Genomic DNA, 16,883 nt, shown 5'->3' with positions numbered 1-16,883 from the left:
TCGTCCATGAGTGACGAAGCCTCGAGTGATCATCCACAGTCGCCCACTGACGATCTTGTGGTCACGACCCATCAGATCGGCAGTGGGCGGTCCAAGCTCAACTACACGGCGACGACCGGCCGGGTGGTGCTTCGGGAAGAGGTGATCACCGACGGCAAGTTCACCGGACATCAGCCGCGGGCCCAGATCTTCCACACCAGTTACGTTCTCGACGACGCCGACCCGGCCACGCGTCCGGTGACGTTCGCGTTCAACGGCGGGCCCGGCTCGTCCTCGGTCTGGCTGCACCTGGGGCTGCTCGGCCCGCGCCGGGTGATCATGGGCGATGCCGGTGAGTTGGCGCCGCCGCCGTACAAGATCGAGGACAACCTCGAGTCGCTGCTCGCCGTGTCCGACCTGGTCTTCATCGATCCGGTCACCACCGGCTTCTCCCGGACCACCGAGGGACACCAGGCCGACGACTTCCACGGTTACGGCCGCGACATCGAGTCGGTCAGCGAGTTCGTCCGGCTCTGGACGTCGCGGAACGGCCGCTGGCTGTCCCCGAAGTACCTGGCCGGCGAGTCGTACGGCACGACGCGGGCCGCGGCCCTGGCCGCCCGCCTGGCCGAGAACGACGGCCTGTACGTGAACGGGCTGATGTTGATCTCGTCGGTGCTGGACCTCGGGTCGGTGCACTACAGCGAGGGAAATGATCTTCCGTACGCGCTCTACTTCCCCACCTTCACCGCCACCGCGCACTACCACGGCAAGGTCTCCGGCCGGCTGCGCACACGGGTCGCCGAGGCCGAGCAGTTCGCGGCCGGTGATCTCTGGGTCGGGCTGGGCCGGGGCAACCGGCTCTCGGTGACCGAGCGCAGCGATCTGGTGCAGCGCTACTCGGCGCTGACCGGGCTCGATCCCGAGTACGTCGACCGCGCCGACCTCCGGGTCACGCTGCACGCGTTCGCCGCCGAGCTGCTCCGTGATCGCGGCCAGGTGATCGGCCGGCTGGACATGCGGTTCGCCGGCTGGCCGACCGACCACAACGGTGATCACATGGAGTACGACCCGTCGCACGCGGCGATCACCGGGCCCTACTCGGCCGCGCTCAACTCCTACGTGCGCTCCGAGCTCGGCTACTCGACCGATGTCGCCTACAACATCCTGACGCCGAAGGTGCAGCCCTGGTCGTACAAGGAGTTCGAGGGCGAGTCGGTCGAGGTGGCGACGTCGCTGACCAAGGCGATGCGGGCGAACCCGCACCTGCGCGTGCACGTGGCCTGCGGGTACTACGACGGCGCGACGCCGCACTTCGCCGCCGAGCACGTGTTCGCCCACCTCAAGCTGCCGGAGCAGGCCCGGGACCGGATCGAATGGGCCTACTACGAGGCCGGCCACATGATGTACGTGCACGAACCGAGCCGGCTGCAGCAGTCGGCCGATCTGGCCAAGTTCGTCACGGAAACCTCCGCACGATCCTGACCGGACCATGAGACTGGACGAGGCCACCTGCCGACGCCTGGTCGAGGGCGCCGCGGTGGCCCGGCTGGCCACCACCGGGGCGGACCAGCAGCCGCACCTGGTGCCGGTCACGTTCGCGATCACCGGCGACACGGTGATCATCGGGATCGACCAGAAGCCGAAGTCCACCACGAACCTGCGCCGGCTGCGCAACCTGGCCGAGAACCCCCGGGCCGCGCTGCTCTGCGATCACTACGAGGACGACTGGACCCGGCTCTGGTGGGTACGGCTGGACGGCAGCGCCTCGGTGATCACCGACGGCCCGGATCGGGTGGCTCCGGTCGCCGCCCTGGTCCGGAAGTACCCGCAGTACCGGGACAACCCGCCGGCCGGTCCGGTGATCATGATCACCGTCGACCGCTGGACCGGCTGGTCCGGCGAACCCGGCTGACCAGCGACCAGAAGATCATCCGGACCAGCGCCGCCGGCCGGTAGCGGACACCGCGCCGGTACGGCTCGTCGCCGCGCAGGATCACGTCGGCACCACCGTCGACGAAGATCAACTGGCCGGCCATGAACGAGTTCTCCGCGCCGACGGTCCAGGCGACCGCAGCGGCCGCGGCCGCCACCGGACCGGGGAAGCCGAGCGGTTGCGGCAGCGCCTCGGCCAGCACCCGGGCCTGAGCCGGGTTGCCGAGCATGGTGCTCCGCGCGGTCTCGGTATCCACGATCCCGGGCACCACGACGTTGAGCGGGATCCCGCTGCCGGCCCAGTCCGGGCCGCCCGCGTGGCGGCGAACCCAGCGGTTGATCGCGATCTTGGTCGACCGGTAGATCACCGTGCCCCGGCCGCCGGCGATGGCCCGCTCGGCGGCGCGGTCGGCCGCCGCCTCGTCACCACGCAGGCAGGCGTGGATCAGGTCGGCGGCGCCGGCGGAGAGTGACGAGGCCGACGAGACCAGCACGGCCCGCGGTGCCGCAGACCGCAGCAGCAGCGGCCGCAGCGAGTGGAGCACGGCCAGGGTGCCGAAGTAGTTCAGCCGTACGGTTCGCGGCGACGGCTCGGCGATGCCGGCGACCAGGGCAACGCCGTCGAGCCCGGCCGGGGCCAGCCGCTCCGCCTCGGCGGCCAGCCTGGTTGCCTCCGCGGGGTCGGACAGGTCGGCCCGGATCTCCAGGCCGGGACCGATTCCGCAGCGGATCACCGTACCGCCGGCTTCGGTCAGCCGTTCCGCGACCAGCGCACCGATCCCGCTGTCCGCCCCGGTCACCAGATACGTACGATTTCGATGCACATGTGCAATATTACACTTGTGCAACCAAAGGGTTTGCGGGAGCGAAAGCGGCAGGCGACCCGCCGGGCTTTGGTCGAGGCGGCGACCACGCTGTTCCTGCGGGACGGCTTCGACGAGACGTCGGTCGCCGCGATCGCCCGGCTGGCCGGGGTGTCGCCGCGGACCTTCTTCGTCCATTTCACGGCGAAGGAGGACATCCTGTTCCATCACGTCGAGCGCTACGCGGAGCTCGCCGTCGCCGCGGTCGACGCACTGCCCGACGACGCGACACCCTGGCAGGCCGTCCACGCGGCCATGATCGCGATGATCGATGCCGCCGACCCGATCGGCGACGAGGCCGACCGTCTCGCCCCGGTCCGGGCCGAACTGGCCCGCCGCGGCCACGGCGCGCCGGCCTCCCTGGTCCGCCGGCTGCAGGGTCTGCAACTCGCCGTCCTGGAAGCGGTCCGGGCACGATTCGGGCCCCAGACGCCGGGCGCCAACCGGGCCGCCATCCAACTCGGCGCCGCCATCGGCGCGGTCACCGCAGCCGCCGTCCATGATCAAACTCCCGACCGGACCCGGCTCGCACGGCGCCGCGCCATGCACCGCGCCCTGCGCCTGGCCGAGGCCGGCTTCGCACCCTCCTAGTTCGGTGCAGGCGAACCCGCGCCACCGTTACCCGCCACAAGCCGACCCCGAACCACCGGCCGCTGTTCCTGCCGAGCGATGTCGCGAAACCTCTTGGGGTCGACCGCAACGGGTAGGTGCAACGTTGCGACCCTTGACGCGAAGAGAAATCGCGACACGCCCCGACGTCCGCACACGCGACCGCCCCCCGGCATACCGGGACCGTTGCCTCACCAGCGCAGCTTCGCCATCACCGAACGGACCGCTTGACCGGCAGTACCCGCGAAAGCTGACCTGGCCTGGCACGCTCAGTGCGCGTTCGACCCAGCTAGCGCGGGACGACGACGTGGTGGGTGCCGTGCGGCAGCGGGATCCGCTGGACCGGTTGCAGACCCCGGTCACCGGGCAGCACCCGATAGACCTGGACGCCCGAGCCGGGCCCGTCCGGGCGGGCGGGTTCGTACACGGTGGCCAGGAACCAGCGGCCGGTCGGGTCGAACGTCCCGCCCTCCGGCAGCCGGCCGTCCAGCGGATAGTCGCCCACCTTGCTGAATCGCCCGGTCCGCGAGTCGAACCGGAGCAGCGACACGGTCGCCTGTTGATCATGCTCGGGGCTGTCCGCGGGCAGGGCGGTGCCGCCATGTTCACACGAGCCGCCCGTCCGGGCTGATCGCGAGCCCCTCGGACGACCGGTCGGTGTCCGCCTCCGGACCGGGCCGGTGCCGGGCCCGCGGGTCCCCGGGCGCCGCCAGCTTGATCGCCTGTACGGTCGACGGCACGTCGGGCAGCCGGCCCTCGATGTCCGGCGCTTCAAGATCACGGCCCCAGTTCGCGGTCAGGTAGTGCCGGCCGTCGGGCGTGAACCGGCCGACGAACGGATCCGTACCGGTGATCACCGGCGCGCCCCACGGGACGACATCACCATCGCGTTCCACCTCGAAGAAGCCGACCCGGTTCTGATCGGTGACGTTGATCGCCAGATAGCGGCCGGACGGGTGCCACTGCACCTGGGTGACAAGATCACCGCCCGCCGGATCGGTCAGGCCGAGCCCCGCGAGATCGTACGTGCGCGGCGAACCGGGCCGCCCGTCGGCGCCGACCGGCAGCAGCTGGAGCACCGACCGCTCGGAATCGTTCGCAACCAGGGCGACGGTCCGGCCGTCCGGGTTGACCGCGAGGGCCTCCGGCGTCGACGCCACGGCGGTGCCGCCGATGATCTTGGGCGCTGCGGGGTCGGTCAGGTCGATCGCGGTCAGCGTCCGACCGGCCGGGAGCTGGCTGGCCAGGGTGTCGCCCGGGCTCCGGCCGCCCAGCCGTTCGAGCACGTACGCGATCCGGCCGCCGGGACTCAGCGCCAGCACTTCCGGTGGCGCGGTCACCGAGTTGGACGCGGCGACCGACGCCGACCGCACCTCGCCGCGGATCAGCCGGGAGACCGTGAGCAGGTCGCGGTGACCGGCCGTCTCCGGGGTGAGCACGCCGTCGACGTGCTCGCCGCATGCTCCGCGTCGGCGACCGTGACGAACATCGGGATGGTCGGCGCCGGACCATGATCACGTTCCGCCGCCGCGACGGTCCCGGGCAGGGCGAGGGCGGGCAGCGTGATCAGGACGGCCGCGACGCGCGGCAGGGAACGGGACATGACGACTCCACCTCGTTCGGTCGGACGATTCACTACCGCCCAGCCGACCAGCGCCGTGTTCGCCGAACAATCGGAATCCGGCCAACGGTGATCGGAGATGCCGATCACCGACGTAGCCTCGCTGCCATGGACACCCGTGCCGTGGAAGGTTTCGTCGCGGTCGCCGAGCGGCTGCACTTCGGGCAGGCGGCGACCGAGCTGCACCTGAGCCAGCCGGCGCTGAGCGGCCGGATCGCTGCCCTGGAACGCGAAGTGGGTGCGCGGCTGCTCGACCGCAACCGGCGCCAGGTCGCGCTGACCGAGGCGGGCCGCACGTTCCTACCGTTGGCCCGGGCGATGCTCGAGGCCGCTCGGACCGGCGTGACGCTGGCCCGCCGGGCGGTCACCGGCGAGGCCGGCCGGCTGCGGCTCGGGTTCACGGTGATCGCGGGCTTCACCGAGCTTCCGCGCCGGGTGCAGGAGTTCCGTCGCCGCCATCCCGACGTCGTCCTCGAGCTGACCGAGGTGGACAGCCCGAGCGTCGAACGGGCCCTGGCCGAGGGCCGGATCGACCTGGGCGTGCTGCATCCGCCGGTCAGCGGTCCCCGGCTGGCCGTGGCCGACTGGCGCAGCGAGCCGCTGCTGCTTGCGCTGCCGGACGGCCACCCGCTGCTCGCCCAGGAGCGGCTCACGTTCGCCGACCTCGCCGGTGAGCCGTGGCTGGTCGGACCGCGGGTGATCGGCCCGGTGATCTACGACCGGCTGATCGCCGGGTTCAGCCGAGCCGGAGTGCGGCCCGAGATCGTCCAGGAGGTCTATCCGATGCCGGTCCTGGTCAGCCTCGTCGCCGCCGGTGCCGGCGTCGGCTTCGTCACCGCCGGGATCGCCTCCGCCGGCCGGCCCGGCGTTGCCTACCGCCCGGTCGTCGACGCTCCCGACTTGCCGGTCGCCGCGGCCTGGCTCGGCGACCGCCCGATCCCTACGGCTGTCCGGTTCCTCGAGACCTGCGGCATCCGTACCGACGATCCCTGAGCCCACACCCGAACCGAAACAGCTGAGTCGAGTCCCCGAACCGCGGCCGGCGTGGCCGAGGTGTGGGCGCAGTCGCGGATGCGGTGGAGCCGTGTCGCGATTTCTCTTCGCATCGACGGCTGCAACGTTGTACCGGCCCGTTGCGGTCGACACCAAGAGGTTTCGCGACTTCACCCGGGCAAGCCACATCGACCCTCGCCCTTCGACAGGCTCGGGGCACAAGGGTGATCAGACCTGGAACAGCTGCCGTTCCATCCAGTCCGCCGCGACCTGCAGCGCGCCACTGCGCAGGCAGTCGGCGCCGAGGTCGGAGTAGATGATCTTGGTGTCTCCGTAGAGGTACGGCTTCAGGGCGGCCCGGAACGGGTCGAGGAAGACGTCGCCGGCCTCGACGATCTCGCCGCCGACGACGATCACCGGAGGATCGAGCACCAGCAGCGAGCCGACCCGCTCGGCGATCTCTCCGGCGTAGCGGGCGACCAGGGTCCGGGCCCGCCCGGGCTTCAGCCGGGCCGTCCGGAAGATCGCGGCGAACGACTGATCACGTTGCTTCGCGTAGTCGCGGATCGCCCGGTTCGTCGCCGTCCAGGACCGGGAGGTGTCCTCGCCGAAGAACTCGCCGGCCGCGCCGTGGGCACCGCGGTAGAGCTCGCCGTTCAGCACCAGCCCGCAGCCGAGGCCCTCCCCGATCAGCAGGCCGACCACGTTGTCCGGCCCGGCCAGATTGCGGTGCTCGGCCAGGGTGGCCAGGTTCGCGTCGTTCTCGATCAGGACCGGGCAGTCGAACGCCTCGGTCAGCCGCCGGTGCGCGTCCTCGCCGACCAGCGACGGCAGCTCGCCGGAGACCTCGACCACCCCGGTCGCGGAGACGATCCCGCGCACCCCGATCACGGCGATCCGCAGCCCCGCCGGCGACTGGGCACACTCATTCAGCGCATGATCAACAGCGGCCTTGATGCACCCCGGCGGGTCCGGTTCCGCGTTCAGGTCGTCGAACCTGAACCGCCGCTCACCGATCACCTGATCACGCAGATCGGCGATCACCACCAGCAGTTCGTGGTTCGTCACGGTCACCGCAGCAAGGCAGCCCGCCCAGGCGTCGAACCGGAACTCGCGGGCCGGCCGGCCGCCGCGCGGTGAACTGACGGTCTGGGTCGTCTCCAGCACCAGACCCCGATCGGCCAGGTCCCGCAACGCAAGATCAACGGTCGGCCTGGACAGCTCGGTCTCCCGGGCGACCGCCGAGATGCCGTGCGCCTCGCCGGAGGTGCGCAGAAACCGCAGCACCTCGTTGCGGTTGAGGTGTCGCAGCAGCGACGTCTCGGCCCCGTAGACATCGATCGCATCCTTGAGCGTCAGCGTCGGTCTGCCGGACCGCTCCTGCATCTGGCCAACCCCTTCCGCTCCGCTCGACGATCAGTCGATCCCACGATATGCGGTTATTCGTATCACCGAGCCCGGTTCGCCAGACCCGTCAGGGCCGGCGGCTCTGCAGGATCGACAGGTACGCGATCGCGGCGATGAACAGGTTGTCCCAGTCGCTGTCGATGATCAACTTCAGGTAGCGGCCGGGCAGCTCCGGGAAGCGTACGGACTGGGCCGGCTGCTCGTTGGCCAACGTCCCGGACCAGGCCTCGTGCCAGCTGTGCCGGTCCGTGCTCACCTCGATCCGGATCGCCCGCGGCCGCGCCTTCGTGTGGTGGAAGTCCTCGACGATCTTGCCGTCCTGGCGCGGCCACACCTCGACGCCGGCCAGCGGCCGCACTTCGCCCGTGTCGATCACGACCTGGTGCGGCGTGATCATCAGGTCGTTGCGGTACTGCGTGACCCATTGGGTCTGCGGGTTCGGATCGAGCAGGTGCTGCGCGGACCCGTCCTCGTCCTTGACCTCCTCGCTGCTCACCTCGACGACCCGGCAGTCCCGGACCGGGACGGCTGTACGTTCGTCGTCGGCCGCACCGATCGCGTCGGCGCGGGCGTAGAAGTCGGTGGCCGACGCGGCGGCCGGGCCGCCCCAGGTCCGGTCGGCCAGCACCTGCAGCGGCCGGTGCGAGAAGAAGTGCACCCAGGAGGTCGAGCGGGCCTCAGCCTTGTCCATCCACCGGCCGAGCCGGTGTCCCTCCAGCAGATCGTCGCTGGGATAGTCGTCGTCGGCGTAGATCCGCTCGGCCGGCATGTGGCCCTCCCACCCCTGCGGCGAGGTGCCGGTCGGCGTGGTGCTGTAGCCGGGGGTGACGTAGTTGCCGCCCCAGTTCACGCCGACCGTCCGGTAACCGCGCCTGGTCAGGTCCGCCGGGTCACCGTCCAGCCACTTGCTGATCCGGATCTCCGGGTGGGGTTCGATGCTGGCGGGCTGATCACCGTAGGTCCACCACTCCCAGAGCTCGGTGCGCTTGCCGTGCTCGCGCAGCGTGGCGGCAAGATCATTGGCGAAGTCGATCAAGGCGTCGCCGGAGTAGCGGAACCCCTTGGATTGCGCGTACGCCAGCAGCTCGGGATCCTGCTTCTCCGCCGTCTGCAAGGGAATCTCGTCGCCGCCGATGTGGACGTACTCGCCCCGGAAGACGCCGGCCAGCTCGATGATCAACGTCCGGACGAAGTCGCGGGCGAACTCCGAGGTGAGGTCGAGGGTCCAGCCGCCGCCGAGGCCGCCCGGCCAGCCGGCGTAGTCCATCGCGGGTGATCGCAGCCGGAGCCGAGGCTCGTAGCGGGTCAGCCAGACGGCGTGGCCGGGCAGGTCGATCTCGGGCACGATCGTGACGCCCCACTGTGCGGCGTAGGCGTCCAGGTCGCGCAGCTCGGCCTGGGTGTAGTGGTCGGCCGAGGCCAGGCCGGGGAACTCGAGGCTCTCGAACCGGAAGCCGTTCCATTCGGTCAGGTGCAACTGCAGGCTGTTCAGCTTCAGCCAGGCCATCCGGCGGATCTCCGACCGCAGGTACGTCAACGGCAGGAACTTCCGGCCGACGTCGATCATCTGACCCCGCACGGCGCAGAGCGGCCGGTCCACCGCCCAGCCGCGCGGCAGGGCCCGTCGCTGCTGATCCTGCTTGATCAACTGGCCGATCGTCTGGGAACCGTAGAGCAGGCCGGAACGCCCGGCCGCCACGACCTGGACCGTGTCGCCGATGTCCAGCCGGTAGCCCTCGGCACCAAGCTCATCGAGGCGGCCCGGGTCCAAGATCAGCCGGATCTCCGCGCTCGCCGGATCGGCGACGATCACCGGCCGCGCGCCGCGGAACAGCAGCAGGTCGTCGGCCAGCAGCTCGGCCACCTCGGCCGCCGCACCGCCGGAGTGGCCGATCGCGCCGGGACTGCCGAGCAGCAGCCGCCCGTCGCCGGGCGTCCACTCGCGCAGCGCCGGCACGGTCGCCGGGATGGTCGCCGAAGTCTTCGAACTCATCGCGTCGCCTCCACTGTGGCCGGTCTGGTGATCAGGTGTGTCCCGCCGCCGACCCGTTGTCGATGCCCGTCCGGGGTCTCGATCAGGCAGGCCGAACCGTCCGGGATCGCTGCCTGCAGCCGGAACGCGTCGCCGTCGATCCGCCACTCGACGGCGAAGTTCCCGCGCTCGGTGCGGTAGCTGGCGCGAGCCCAGTCGATGCCGCCGCACGGCCGCGGCCGGATGATCAACTCCCGGAAGCCGACATCACCCGGCGCCTGCTGCAGCCCGGCCAGGTGGGCGAAGAACCAGTCGTCGATGGCGCCGAGCATGAAGTGGTTCTGGCTGATTCCGTAGGTCGGGCCGTCCCAGGTCTCGGTCAGCGAGGTCGCGCCGTGCCGCAGCTGGAAGCCGTAGCCGGGCCGCTCCTCCTGCCGCGCGAACCGGAAGATCGTCTCGTGGCGATCATGCTCGGCCAGCAGTTCCAGCAGCGCCGGCAGGCCGACCTCGCCCACATCGGCCACATAGCCGTCGTCGATGATCCGCCGCTCCAGCCGGTCCACCACATCGGCGACCCGGCCCGGCGGCACGATCCCGTACCGGGCGGCGATGGCGAGCTCGCCGAGGGTGTCGCCGCCAACGGTCAGGTCATGATCATTCCAGAACTCGGAGCGCACCCGTTCGGTCACCAGCCGGGCCTCGTTGCGCCACAACGCCGCGTCCGCGAGCCGGCCGAGCCGGTCCAGGGCGTCGGCGAGCACGCCGAGCAGTCTGGCCAGGGTCGCCGTGCTGACCAGGGGTACGGCACGGAACTCCCGGCCGTCCCAGTCCCCGTACCGGATCAGCCCGTCGACCCGGCTGTCCAGCAGGTGCCGGGCGTACCGGCCCATGGCCTCCTCGTTGTCCCGCAGTACGGACTCGTCGGCGTAGGCCCGGTGCAGCAGCCAGGGCAGCATGATCACCGCGCCGCCCCAGTTCACGTCGCCGCGCCAGGGATCCGGGAACGGGTCCCACTCCGGCACGTACAGCGGCAGGTGACCGTCCTGGCCCTGCGCCTCCCGGATCAACCGCAGCGTGTTGGCCAGGATCGCCAGCACGTCGTAGTTCCACCGCAACACGGGGAAGGCGAGGTGCAGTTCCTCGAGGAAGTTGAGCTTCTCCCGGTGCGGGCAGTCGGTGAACACCGAGAACATGTTGGACGTGACGGCGCGGCGGATGATCGTGTGCAGCGCGGTGATCTTGTCGTCGGAGCAGGCGAAGTCGCCGGCCGACCGGGCGTCGGCGGAGATCACCAGGCCGCGGACGTTCTCGGCCCCGAGCGGGCTGTCGAGGCCGCTGATCTCCAGGTAGCGCAGGCCGTTGTAGCAGAACCGCGGATGCCAGGTCAGCGGCCGCGCGCCGGCGGCGACCGTGTGATAGACGGGATCCCAGCCCTCGGTCCGCGGATCGATCGTGCCGTCCGGGTGCAGCAGTTCGGCGGGCCGCAGCTTCACCCGGGCGCCGGGCGGAAGATCGACTTCGGCCCAGCCGGCGAAGTTGACCCCGAAGTCGATCACCTGGGCCCCCGGTGCGACCGTACGCAGCTCAACGGGGTCGAGCACCTCGCGGACCCGGAGCGGCGGCGTGGTCTTGGCGCTAAGCCGCAGCCGGGGCGGCACGGCCGCGATGACGGCGCGGGGCCAGCCCGGGATCCCGTCGACCGACGCGTCCAACGGCAGCCCGGCGTCGAAGTCCTCGCCACCGGTCCAGTTGGAGGACCGGGTCTGGCCGACCGTCGCGCCCCAGTCGATCCCGGTGATCACCGTCGTCGCCGGACGGTCCTGGTACTCGAGGGTCAGCGACGCACAGGCCGCCAGCTCACCGTACTCGGTCTTGATCTTGGTCCAGCGGTCGTCCAGCCGCTGCGAACGATACAGCCCGGGCCCGAGTTCGATCATGATCACGTTGTCGCCGGGCGTGATCAGGTGGGTCACGTCGTAGCGGCAGAACTCGGCCCGCTGGGCATAGTCGGTGTAGCCCGGCTCCAAAAGGTCAGCCGAAGCGGCGCCGTCGTTGATCGACGCCGAGAACACCCCGAGCCCGGCGATCCGCAGCACCGCCGACACCGGCGTCGCCGCACAGTGGAACACGGTGCCGAGCACCGGCAGCGGACCGGCCGGATCGGCGCGCCAGGCCGGCGCGGTGATCCAGTGCGCGCCGTGCGCCGGCGGGTCGTCGCGCTGTTCCTCGGGATCGGAGTTGATCATGCCAGGCCGGCCTCGAACTCTTTCCGGATCGTGTCGCCGCCGCGGCTGCGCCAGCGCTCCCGCCACTCGGCCAGCTGGCTGATCGGCCGCCGGCCGGTGATGATCCCGAAGAGATAGTCGTCAGTGAGCTGACCGAGCGCGGCGGACTGCCGGATGTCGGTCTCCGAGATCAGGCTGCGGACCGGGTTCTCGATCGACAGCGGCACGGCCTTGGCGATCGCCTGCTGCGCCTCGGTCGCGGCCTTGTCGTCGCCGGGAAAGAAGAACACCGCCTCCAGCGGCTGCACCAGGAACGACGGACCGGCCACCTCGGTCAACGGCCGGTCACCGTCGACGGCGATCGGGGTGCCGCGGTCGTCATAGGTGAAGTGCCGGCCCTCGATCCCGTAGTTGATGAACGTGTGCTCCTCGCTGCCGAACGGGGCGCACCAGTAGTTGATCACGCGCAGCAACTCCGCCAGCCGCGCCTGATCCTTGCCGACCTCGGACGGGATCGCGGCGATGCCGAAGTAGCCGCCGCCCTGGTGGACGACCGGGTCGCCGCCGTCATGCCCCGGCGGACTGACCGCCACCACCTCGGCCGACGGGTCGTTCTTCCGCAGCGTCGGCACCATACTGCGGTAGTGCGGCGCGATCCCGGCCGGCATCAGCCCGATCCGCCCGCTCATGAACAGGTCCTGCGAATCCAGTGTCGGCAGGGTCGCGGCGTCCGGATGGAACGCGCCGGCCTTCCACAGCTCGACCAGCCAGTTGATCGCGGCCTCGTACTCGTCGGTCTCGATCACGTTGGTCAGCGTGCCGTCGTCGTTCAACCGCCAGTCGTTCGGCACCCGGAACATCTCCATCGCCCAGCTGACCCCGTTGCCTAGGGTGGCCAGCCCCCAACAGTCCCCCTTGGACTTGCCGCGATGATCACCCTTGGTGAACCCGACCAGCAGCTCCTTCACCTCCTCGGCGTTCTTCGGCGGCTCGGCGAGGCCGAGGTCGGCCGCCCAGTCCGCGCGGTACATCGTCACGCCGTTCACCAGCGGCAGCGCCCGCGGGACGCCGAGGATGCGGCCGTTGATGCTGGAGTTCTTCCAGGCATAGGTGGGCAACCGGGCCAGGTTGGGGTACGCGTCGATGCCGGACCCGGCCAGCAGCTCGCTGAGATCGGTGAACGCGCCCTGCTGCATCGGCTTCACCACCGACGGCGCGGCGCTGCGTTCCACGAAACAGATGTCCGGAAGATCACCGCTGGCCATCAGCGTCTGGACCTTCTGGCCGTACGCGTCGCCGGCGCCGAAGGTCGCGTTGATCTTGGCCCCGAGCCGCCGTTCGAACTCGGTCAGCCACGGGTTGTTCGTCGGCGGCGGGGCCTGGAACAGCACCTGGAACGTGGACACCTCGGCGCCACTGCCGGGCGTCTCGGTGACCGATTTCGCTTGTTCGCTTGGATACTGGCTGTAGGCGGGGGAGACGCCGTCGATGTCGCTGATCATGGCGCCGGGCACCTGGTCCGGCGGCACATAGTTCGGTGCGACGAACCTGGCGGTCGGCTCGGAGCCCGGGGCCGGATCCTTCGGCTGGGTACGGCAGCCGGCCAACGCGGCCAGTCCGGCGCCGAGGCCCAACACGCCGCGGCGGGACAGTCGGCTCTGCGGCAACGATTCGTTGATCATGGAAAACTCCTTGTCTGGTCAGCCCTTGACCGCGCCGGTGAGGACGCCCTTGGTGAAGAACCGCTGGAGGAAGGGATAGACGACGAGGATGGGCACGGTGGCCAGCACGACCACGGCCATCTGGACCGACTTCGCCGGCGGTGGCGGTGCGGCCGGGTTCTGCAGCTGGGTCAGCGGGGTGCCCTGGAGGACGTACTGGTTGAGCACGAGTTGCACCGGCCACTTGGCCGTGTCGTTGAGATAGATCATCGCGCTGAAGAAGTCGTTCCAGTACGCGACGCCGTAGAACAGCGCGATCACCGCGATCACACCCTTGGACAGCGGCACCATGATCATGGACAGGATCTGCCAGTCGTTCGCGCCGTCGATCCGGGCGCACTCGATCAGTTCCGCCGGGATGCCCTGGAAGAAGTTGCGCACCACGACCATGTTGAACGCGCTGATCGCACCGGGCAGGATCAGCGAGGCGTACGTGTCGAGCAGCCCGAGTTCCTTGACCAGCAGGTAGTTCGGGATGATCCCCGCCCCGAACAGCATGGTGAACAGGACCAGGTACAAGATCACCCGGCCGCCCGGGACCTCGCGGGTGTTCATCAGGCCGTACGCGAGCAGGATGGTCAGCACCACGCTGAGCAGGGTGCCGACCACGGTGACGCCGATGCTGACCAGCAGGGCCCGGACCACGATGCCGCCGGACAGCACCGACAGGTAGGCGTCGAGCGACGGGCCGCTCTCCCCGGGCGGTGCGGCGAAGCTCTGCGCGATCACGTACAGGAAGGGATAGATCATCACCACGACGGTGACCGCCAGCACGACGGCCTTGAGCACCGTGGAGGTGAGGGTCGGCTGATTCCAGCGCGGCCGGACCGCGACGGCGACGCTCATCAGAACGCCCCCTCGCCGCCGAGCCGCTTGGCCAGCCAGTTGGCACCGAGCACCAGGACGGTGCCGACCAGGCCCTTGACCAGCCCGGCCGCCGTGGCCAGGCCCCAGTCACCGCCGAGGACACCCCGGTAGTAGACGAACGTGTCCAGCACCTGCGCCACGTCGGCGCCGACCGCGTCCTGCTGCAGGATGATCTGCTCGAAGCCGACCGTCAGCACCGAGCCGAGCCGCAAGATCAACAACAGCACGATCACCGGCGTGATCCCGGGCAGCGTGATGTGCCACATCCGGCGCCAGCCGCCGGCACCGTCCACCGCGGCCGCCTCGTACCGCTCCACCGGGACCAGGGCCATCGCGGCCAGGAAGATGATCGTTCCCCAGCCGATCTCCTTCCAGATCACCTGGGAGGTGATCAACAGCGCGAACGTGTCCGGGTTGGTCATCAGATTCACCGGGCGGTCGAGCAGCCCGGACAGCACCTCACTGATCGCCCCGGTGCCGCCGAACAGGGCCTGCCAGATCGAGACCACGATCACCCAGCCGATGAAGTGCGGCAGGTAGACCACCGACTGGACGAACCGCTTGATCTTGTCGCTGATGATGCTGTTCAGCAGCAGCGCCAGCAGCAGCGGGGCCGGGAACGCGAACACGATCTGGAGCAGGCTCAGCACCAGCGTGTTGATCAAGGCGTCGGCGACCTCGGGGTCGGTGATCAGCCGCTCGAAGTTGTCCCAGGCGACCCACGGGCTGCCGGCGACGCCGAGGTAGGGGCTGTAGTCCTGCCAGGCCACGGCGTTGCCGAGCAGCGGAACGTACCGGAAGATCACGAAGTAGATCAGCCCGGGCAGGATGAACAGGTAGCACCAGCGCGCCTGCCAGAGTCGACGCTTCAACGTCCGCCGCCTGGCGACGCGTCGGTGATCAGCGGTGGGTGGCCGGTCACCGGGCGCGTCGGACGACGCCCGCGAAGTCTCCCGTGACAGCGTCAGCCGGTCCAACTCTCCGCCTCCCTCGCGAGTGCCCTCATCAAAACCGACCGCGACGGAGTTAGTCAAGATGGTTACATATCCTGTCTTCGTTTCTGGGATCGTCCTCGGCCCGTTAGGGTCTGCGCATGATCGACCATCGGAGTTCGGGGCCGACCGAGGTATTGATCGTCGGCATGGCCCACCTGACCGCCGACGTACCCGATGCGGCGATCGCCGCCGGCCGGGACCGGCTGCTGGCCTGGCGCCCCGACCTGATCGCGATCGAGAACCTGCCCGGTCACCTCGTCGTCGAGTACGAGGAGCGCGGCGGCGCCTTCGCCGACTTCCCGGTCGGCGGCGCCGCCATCGCCCGTGCCTGCGCCGCCACCGTGTCCGGGCTCCGACCCTGGTCGGTGTGGCGGGCGCGGCGGGTCGCGCTCGACGTCGATGCATCCTTGACCGACCGGGTGATCGGCTGGCTGCTCGCCCGTGAACCCGAGAACGCACTGCTGTTGCCGTGGCGGGAGGCGGACCTGCCGGTGGCGGCCGTCGAGGCGCTGGCCGAGCTGGAGCAGGCGCCGTCGGAACGGATTCGGGTCGGCGTCGCGATCGCGCGCGAGCTGGGCCACCCGTACCTGGTTCACTTCGATGATCACGCCGGCGTCGAGCTGCTGGAGCACTGCCCGGACGGCTGGGACGACACCGAGGAGGCGTACTACCGCACGATCCGGGAGGGGACCCGGCTCCCCGCAGGCTCGACGGACCATGATCATTGGCGCAAGTGGGTGGACGTCGGGACGAGCCCGTACGCGGACTACTGGGAACATCTGGAGAGCGGTGGTCGAGCCGGCTACCCGGATCCGAGCGGTGTGGTCCGGGTCCGGTTGGCCCAATGGCGGACCCGGAATCTCGCGATGGCGGCCCGGTTACGGGAGGCGACCGGCCTCGTCCCTGGCGGCCGAGTGCTGGCTGTCGTCGGCAGCGCGCACGCCCGGCCGCTGCGGGCCGCGCTGGCGACCGATCAACATGACCTGAAGCTGCTCGTACCGGGCGATCTGGAGAATCTCGAACCGGCCCGATGAGTTTCCGAGACCGCCCCGGTCTCAACCAGCACAAGCAAGGACAAAGGGAAATCTCAAGGAGAAATGATCATGGGCAAGATCCGCGTGCACGAGTTCGTCAGCCTCGACGGAAGCTACGAGGACCCGAGCTTCACCTTCGACTTCGGCTGGACCGACGCGATGTTCGAGCGGATGGGCGCCGTCACCAGCAGCAGTGACGCCATCCTGCTCGGCAAGAACACCTTCGAGGGCTTCGCCCCGGCCTGGAAGGACCGCACCCCGGAGGACGACCCGGGCGCGCCGTTCTTCAACAACAGCCCCAAGTACGTCGTGTCCTCGACCCTGGAGAACCCCGAGGAACAGTGGCAGAACTCGTCGGTGATCGGTGGCTACGACGCGGACAGGATCCGTGAACTGAAGGACCAGCACGAAGGCATCTACATCAGCGGCAGCGGCACGCTGGTCCGCGCCCTGCTCGCCGATGGCCTGGTCGACGAACTGCATCTGCTGACCTACCCGGTCGTCCTCGGCACCGGCGCCCGGCTGTTCCCCGACGGCTCCGACAAGCTCACCCTGTCGCTGGTCGAGTCGACCACCTACGACAACGGCGTCGTGCACCTGGTCTACGGCCCGAAAGCCGCCTGAAGGACAAATGCACCCTGAGCCTGTCGAAGGGCCAAGTT

The 16,883-nt window shown here is 69.9% G+C and carries 16 protein-coding genes; 6 read left to right on the top strand and 10 right to left on the bottom strand.

Annotated elements, in window-relative coordinates; translation table 11 throughout:
* Nucleotides 1-6 precede the first annotated feature (6 nt).
* Nucleotides 7-1,464: a S10 family peptidase gene (locus BKA15_RS19605; protein WP_179753571.1), complete on the top strand. Its 1,458-nt coding sequence runs from the start codon at nucleotides 7-9 to the stop codon at nucleotides 1,462-1,464.
* Nucleotides 1,465-1,471: 7 nt separating this feature from the next.
* Nucleotides 1,472-1,894, top strand: a complete 423-nt coding sequence (locus BKA15_RS19600) for a TIGR03668 family PPOX class F420-dependent oxidoreductase (protein ID WP_179753569.1) — start codon at nucleotides 1,472-1,474, stop codon at nucleotides 1,892-1,894.
* Here the strand turns inward: BKA15_RS19600 and BKA15_RS19595 are convergent.
* The gene (locus BKA15_RS19595; protein WP_179753567.1) at nucleotides 1,851-2,738 is read right to left on the bottom strand and encodes an SDR family oxidoreductase; all 888 of its coding nucleotides are present in this window, start codon (nucleotides 2,736-2,738) and stop codon (nucleotides 1,851-1,853) included. The genes BKA15_RS19600 and BKA15_RS19595 overlap by 44 nt on opposite strands.
* A gap of 33 nt (nucleotides 2,739-2,771) precedes the next feature.
* On the opposite strand from BKA15_RS19595, the gene BKA15_RS19590 reads away from it, so the two are divergent.
* Nucleotides 2,772-3,368 carry a TetR/AcrR family transcriptional regulator gene (locus BKA15_RS19590; RefSeq protein ID WP_179753565.1) on the top strand — a complete coding sequence of 199 codons (597 nt, stop codon included), beginning with the start codon at nucleotides 2,772-2,774 and terminating at the stop codon, nucleotides 3,366-3,368.
* Between the two features lie 307 nt (nucleotides 3,369-3,675).
* Here BKA15_RS19590 and BKA15_RS19585 read toward each other — a convergent pair whose 3' ends face one another.
* The 3 genes from BKA15_RS19585 to BKA15_RS19575 are packed head-to-tail and all read right to left on the bottom strand — an operon-like array spanning nucleotide 3,676 to nucleotide 4,989.
* Nucleotides 3,676-3,936, bottom strand: coding sequence for a hypothetical protein (locus BKA15_RS19585; RefSeq protein WP_179753563.1), 261 nt, complete (start codon nucleotides 3,934-3,936; stop codon nucleotides 3,676-3,678).
* 55 nt (nucleotides 3,937-3,991) lie between these two features.
* Entirely contained in the window at nucleotides 3,992-4,825 is an 834-nt protein-coding gene (locus BKA15_RS19580; RefSeq protein WP_179753561.1) for a lactonase family protein, read from the bottom strand.
* The gene (locus BKA15_RS19575; RefSeq protein WP_179753559.1) at nucleotides 4,771-4,989 is read right to left on the bottom strand and encodes a hypothetical protein; all 219 of its coding nucleotides are present in this window, start codon (nucleotides 4,987-4,989) and stop codon (nucleotides 4,771-4,773) included. The genes BKA15_RS19580 and BKA15_RS19575 overlap by 55 nt, the downstream gene beginning before the upstream one ends.
* Before the next feature lie 126 nt (nucleotides 4,990-5,115).
* On the opposite strand from BKA15_RS19575, the gene BKA15_RS19570 reads away from it, so the two are divergent.
* The gene (locus tag BKA15_RS19570; RefSeq protein WP_179753557.1) at nucleotides 5,116-6,000 is read left to right on the top strand and encodes a LysR family transcriptional regulator; all 885 of its coding nucleotides are present in this window, start codon (nucleotides 5,116-5,118) and stop codon (nucleotides 5,998-6,000) included.
* Between the two features lie 228 nt (nucleotides 6,001-6,228).
* Here BKA15_RS19570 and BKA15_RS19565 read toward each other — a convergent pair whose 3' ends face one another.
* From BKA15_RS19565 to BKA15_RS35690, 6 genes are all read right to left on the bottom strand, one after another.
* Nucleotides 6,229-7,386 (bottom strand): ROK family transcriptional regulator, encoded by a 1,158-nt coding sequence (locus BKA15_RS19565; protein WP_179753555.1) that lies wholly within the window; start codon nucleotides 7,384-7,386, stop codon nucleotides 6,229-6,231.
* 88 nt (nucleotides 7,387-7,474) lie between these two features.
* Entirely contained in the window at nucleotides 7,475-9,400 is a 1,926-nt protein-coding gene (locus BKA15_RS19560) for a family 20 glycosylhydrolase (RefSeq protein ID WP_179753553.1), read from the bottom strand.
* A complete protein-coding gene (locus BKA15_RS19555) occupies nucleotides 9,397-11,625 on the bottom strand; it encodes a family 78 glycoside hydrolase catalytic domain (protein ID WP_179753551.1) in 2,229 nt (742 codons plus the stop codon). Before BKA15_RS19555 ends, BKA15_RS19560 begins: the two co-directional genes overlap by 4 nt.
* Complete coding sequence (locus BKA15_RS19550; protein WP_179753549.1) at nucleotides 11,622-13,286, bottom strand: extracellular solute-binding protein; 1,665 nt, start codon at nucleotides 13,284-13,286, stop codon at nucleotides 11,622-11,624. The genes BKA15_RS19555 and BKA15_RS19550 overlap by 4 nt, the downstream gene beginning before the upstream one ends.
* An 18-nt stretch (nucleotides 13,287-13,304) precedes the next feature.
* Nucleotides 13,305-14,171, bottom strand: coding sequence for a carbohydrate ABC transporter permease (locus BKA15_RS19545; protein WP_179753547.1), 867 nt, complete (start codon nucleotides 14,169-14,171; stop codon nucleotides 13,305-13,307).
* Nucleotides 14,171-15,064 (bottom strand): ABC transporter permease, encoded by an 894-nt coding sequence (locus BKA15_RS35690; RefSeq protein WP_246322385.1) that lies wholly within the window; start codon nucleotides 15,062-15,064, stop codon nucleotides 14,171-14,173. Before BKA15_RS35690 ends, BKA15_RS19545 begins: the two co-directional genes overlap by 1 nt.
* A gap of 221 nt (nucleotides 15,065-15,285) precedes the next feature.
* On the opposite strand from BKA15_RS35690, the gene BKA15_RS19535 reads away from it, so the two are divergent.
* Nucleotides 15,286-16,221, top strand: coding sequence for a hypothetical protein (locus BKA15_RS19535; protein ID WP_246322384.1), 936 nt, complete (start codon nucleotides 15,286-15,288; stop codon nucleotides 16,219-16,221).
* Between the two features lie 69 nt (nucleotides 16,222-16,290).
* Nucleotides 16,291-16,845, top strand: coding sequence for a dihydrofolate reductase family protein (locus BKA15_RS19530; RefSeq protein ID WP_179753542.1), 555 nt, complete (start codon nucleotides 16,291-16,293; stop codon nucleotides 16,843-16,845).
* Nucleotides 16,846-16,883: the final 38 nt, after the last annotated feature.

The sequence above is a fragment of the Microlunatus parietis genome (assembly GCF_013407955.1).
Lineage (GTDB): Bacteria > Actinomycetota > Actinomycetes > Propionibacteriales > Propionibacteriaceae > Microlunatus > Microlunatus parietis.
The sequence above is the reverse complement of the archived record's forward strand: the minus strand, read 5'-3'. Positions and strand labels throughout refer to the sequence as shown.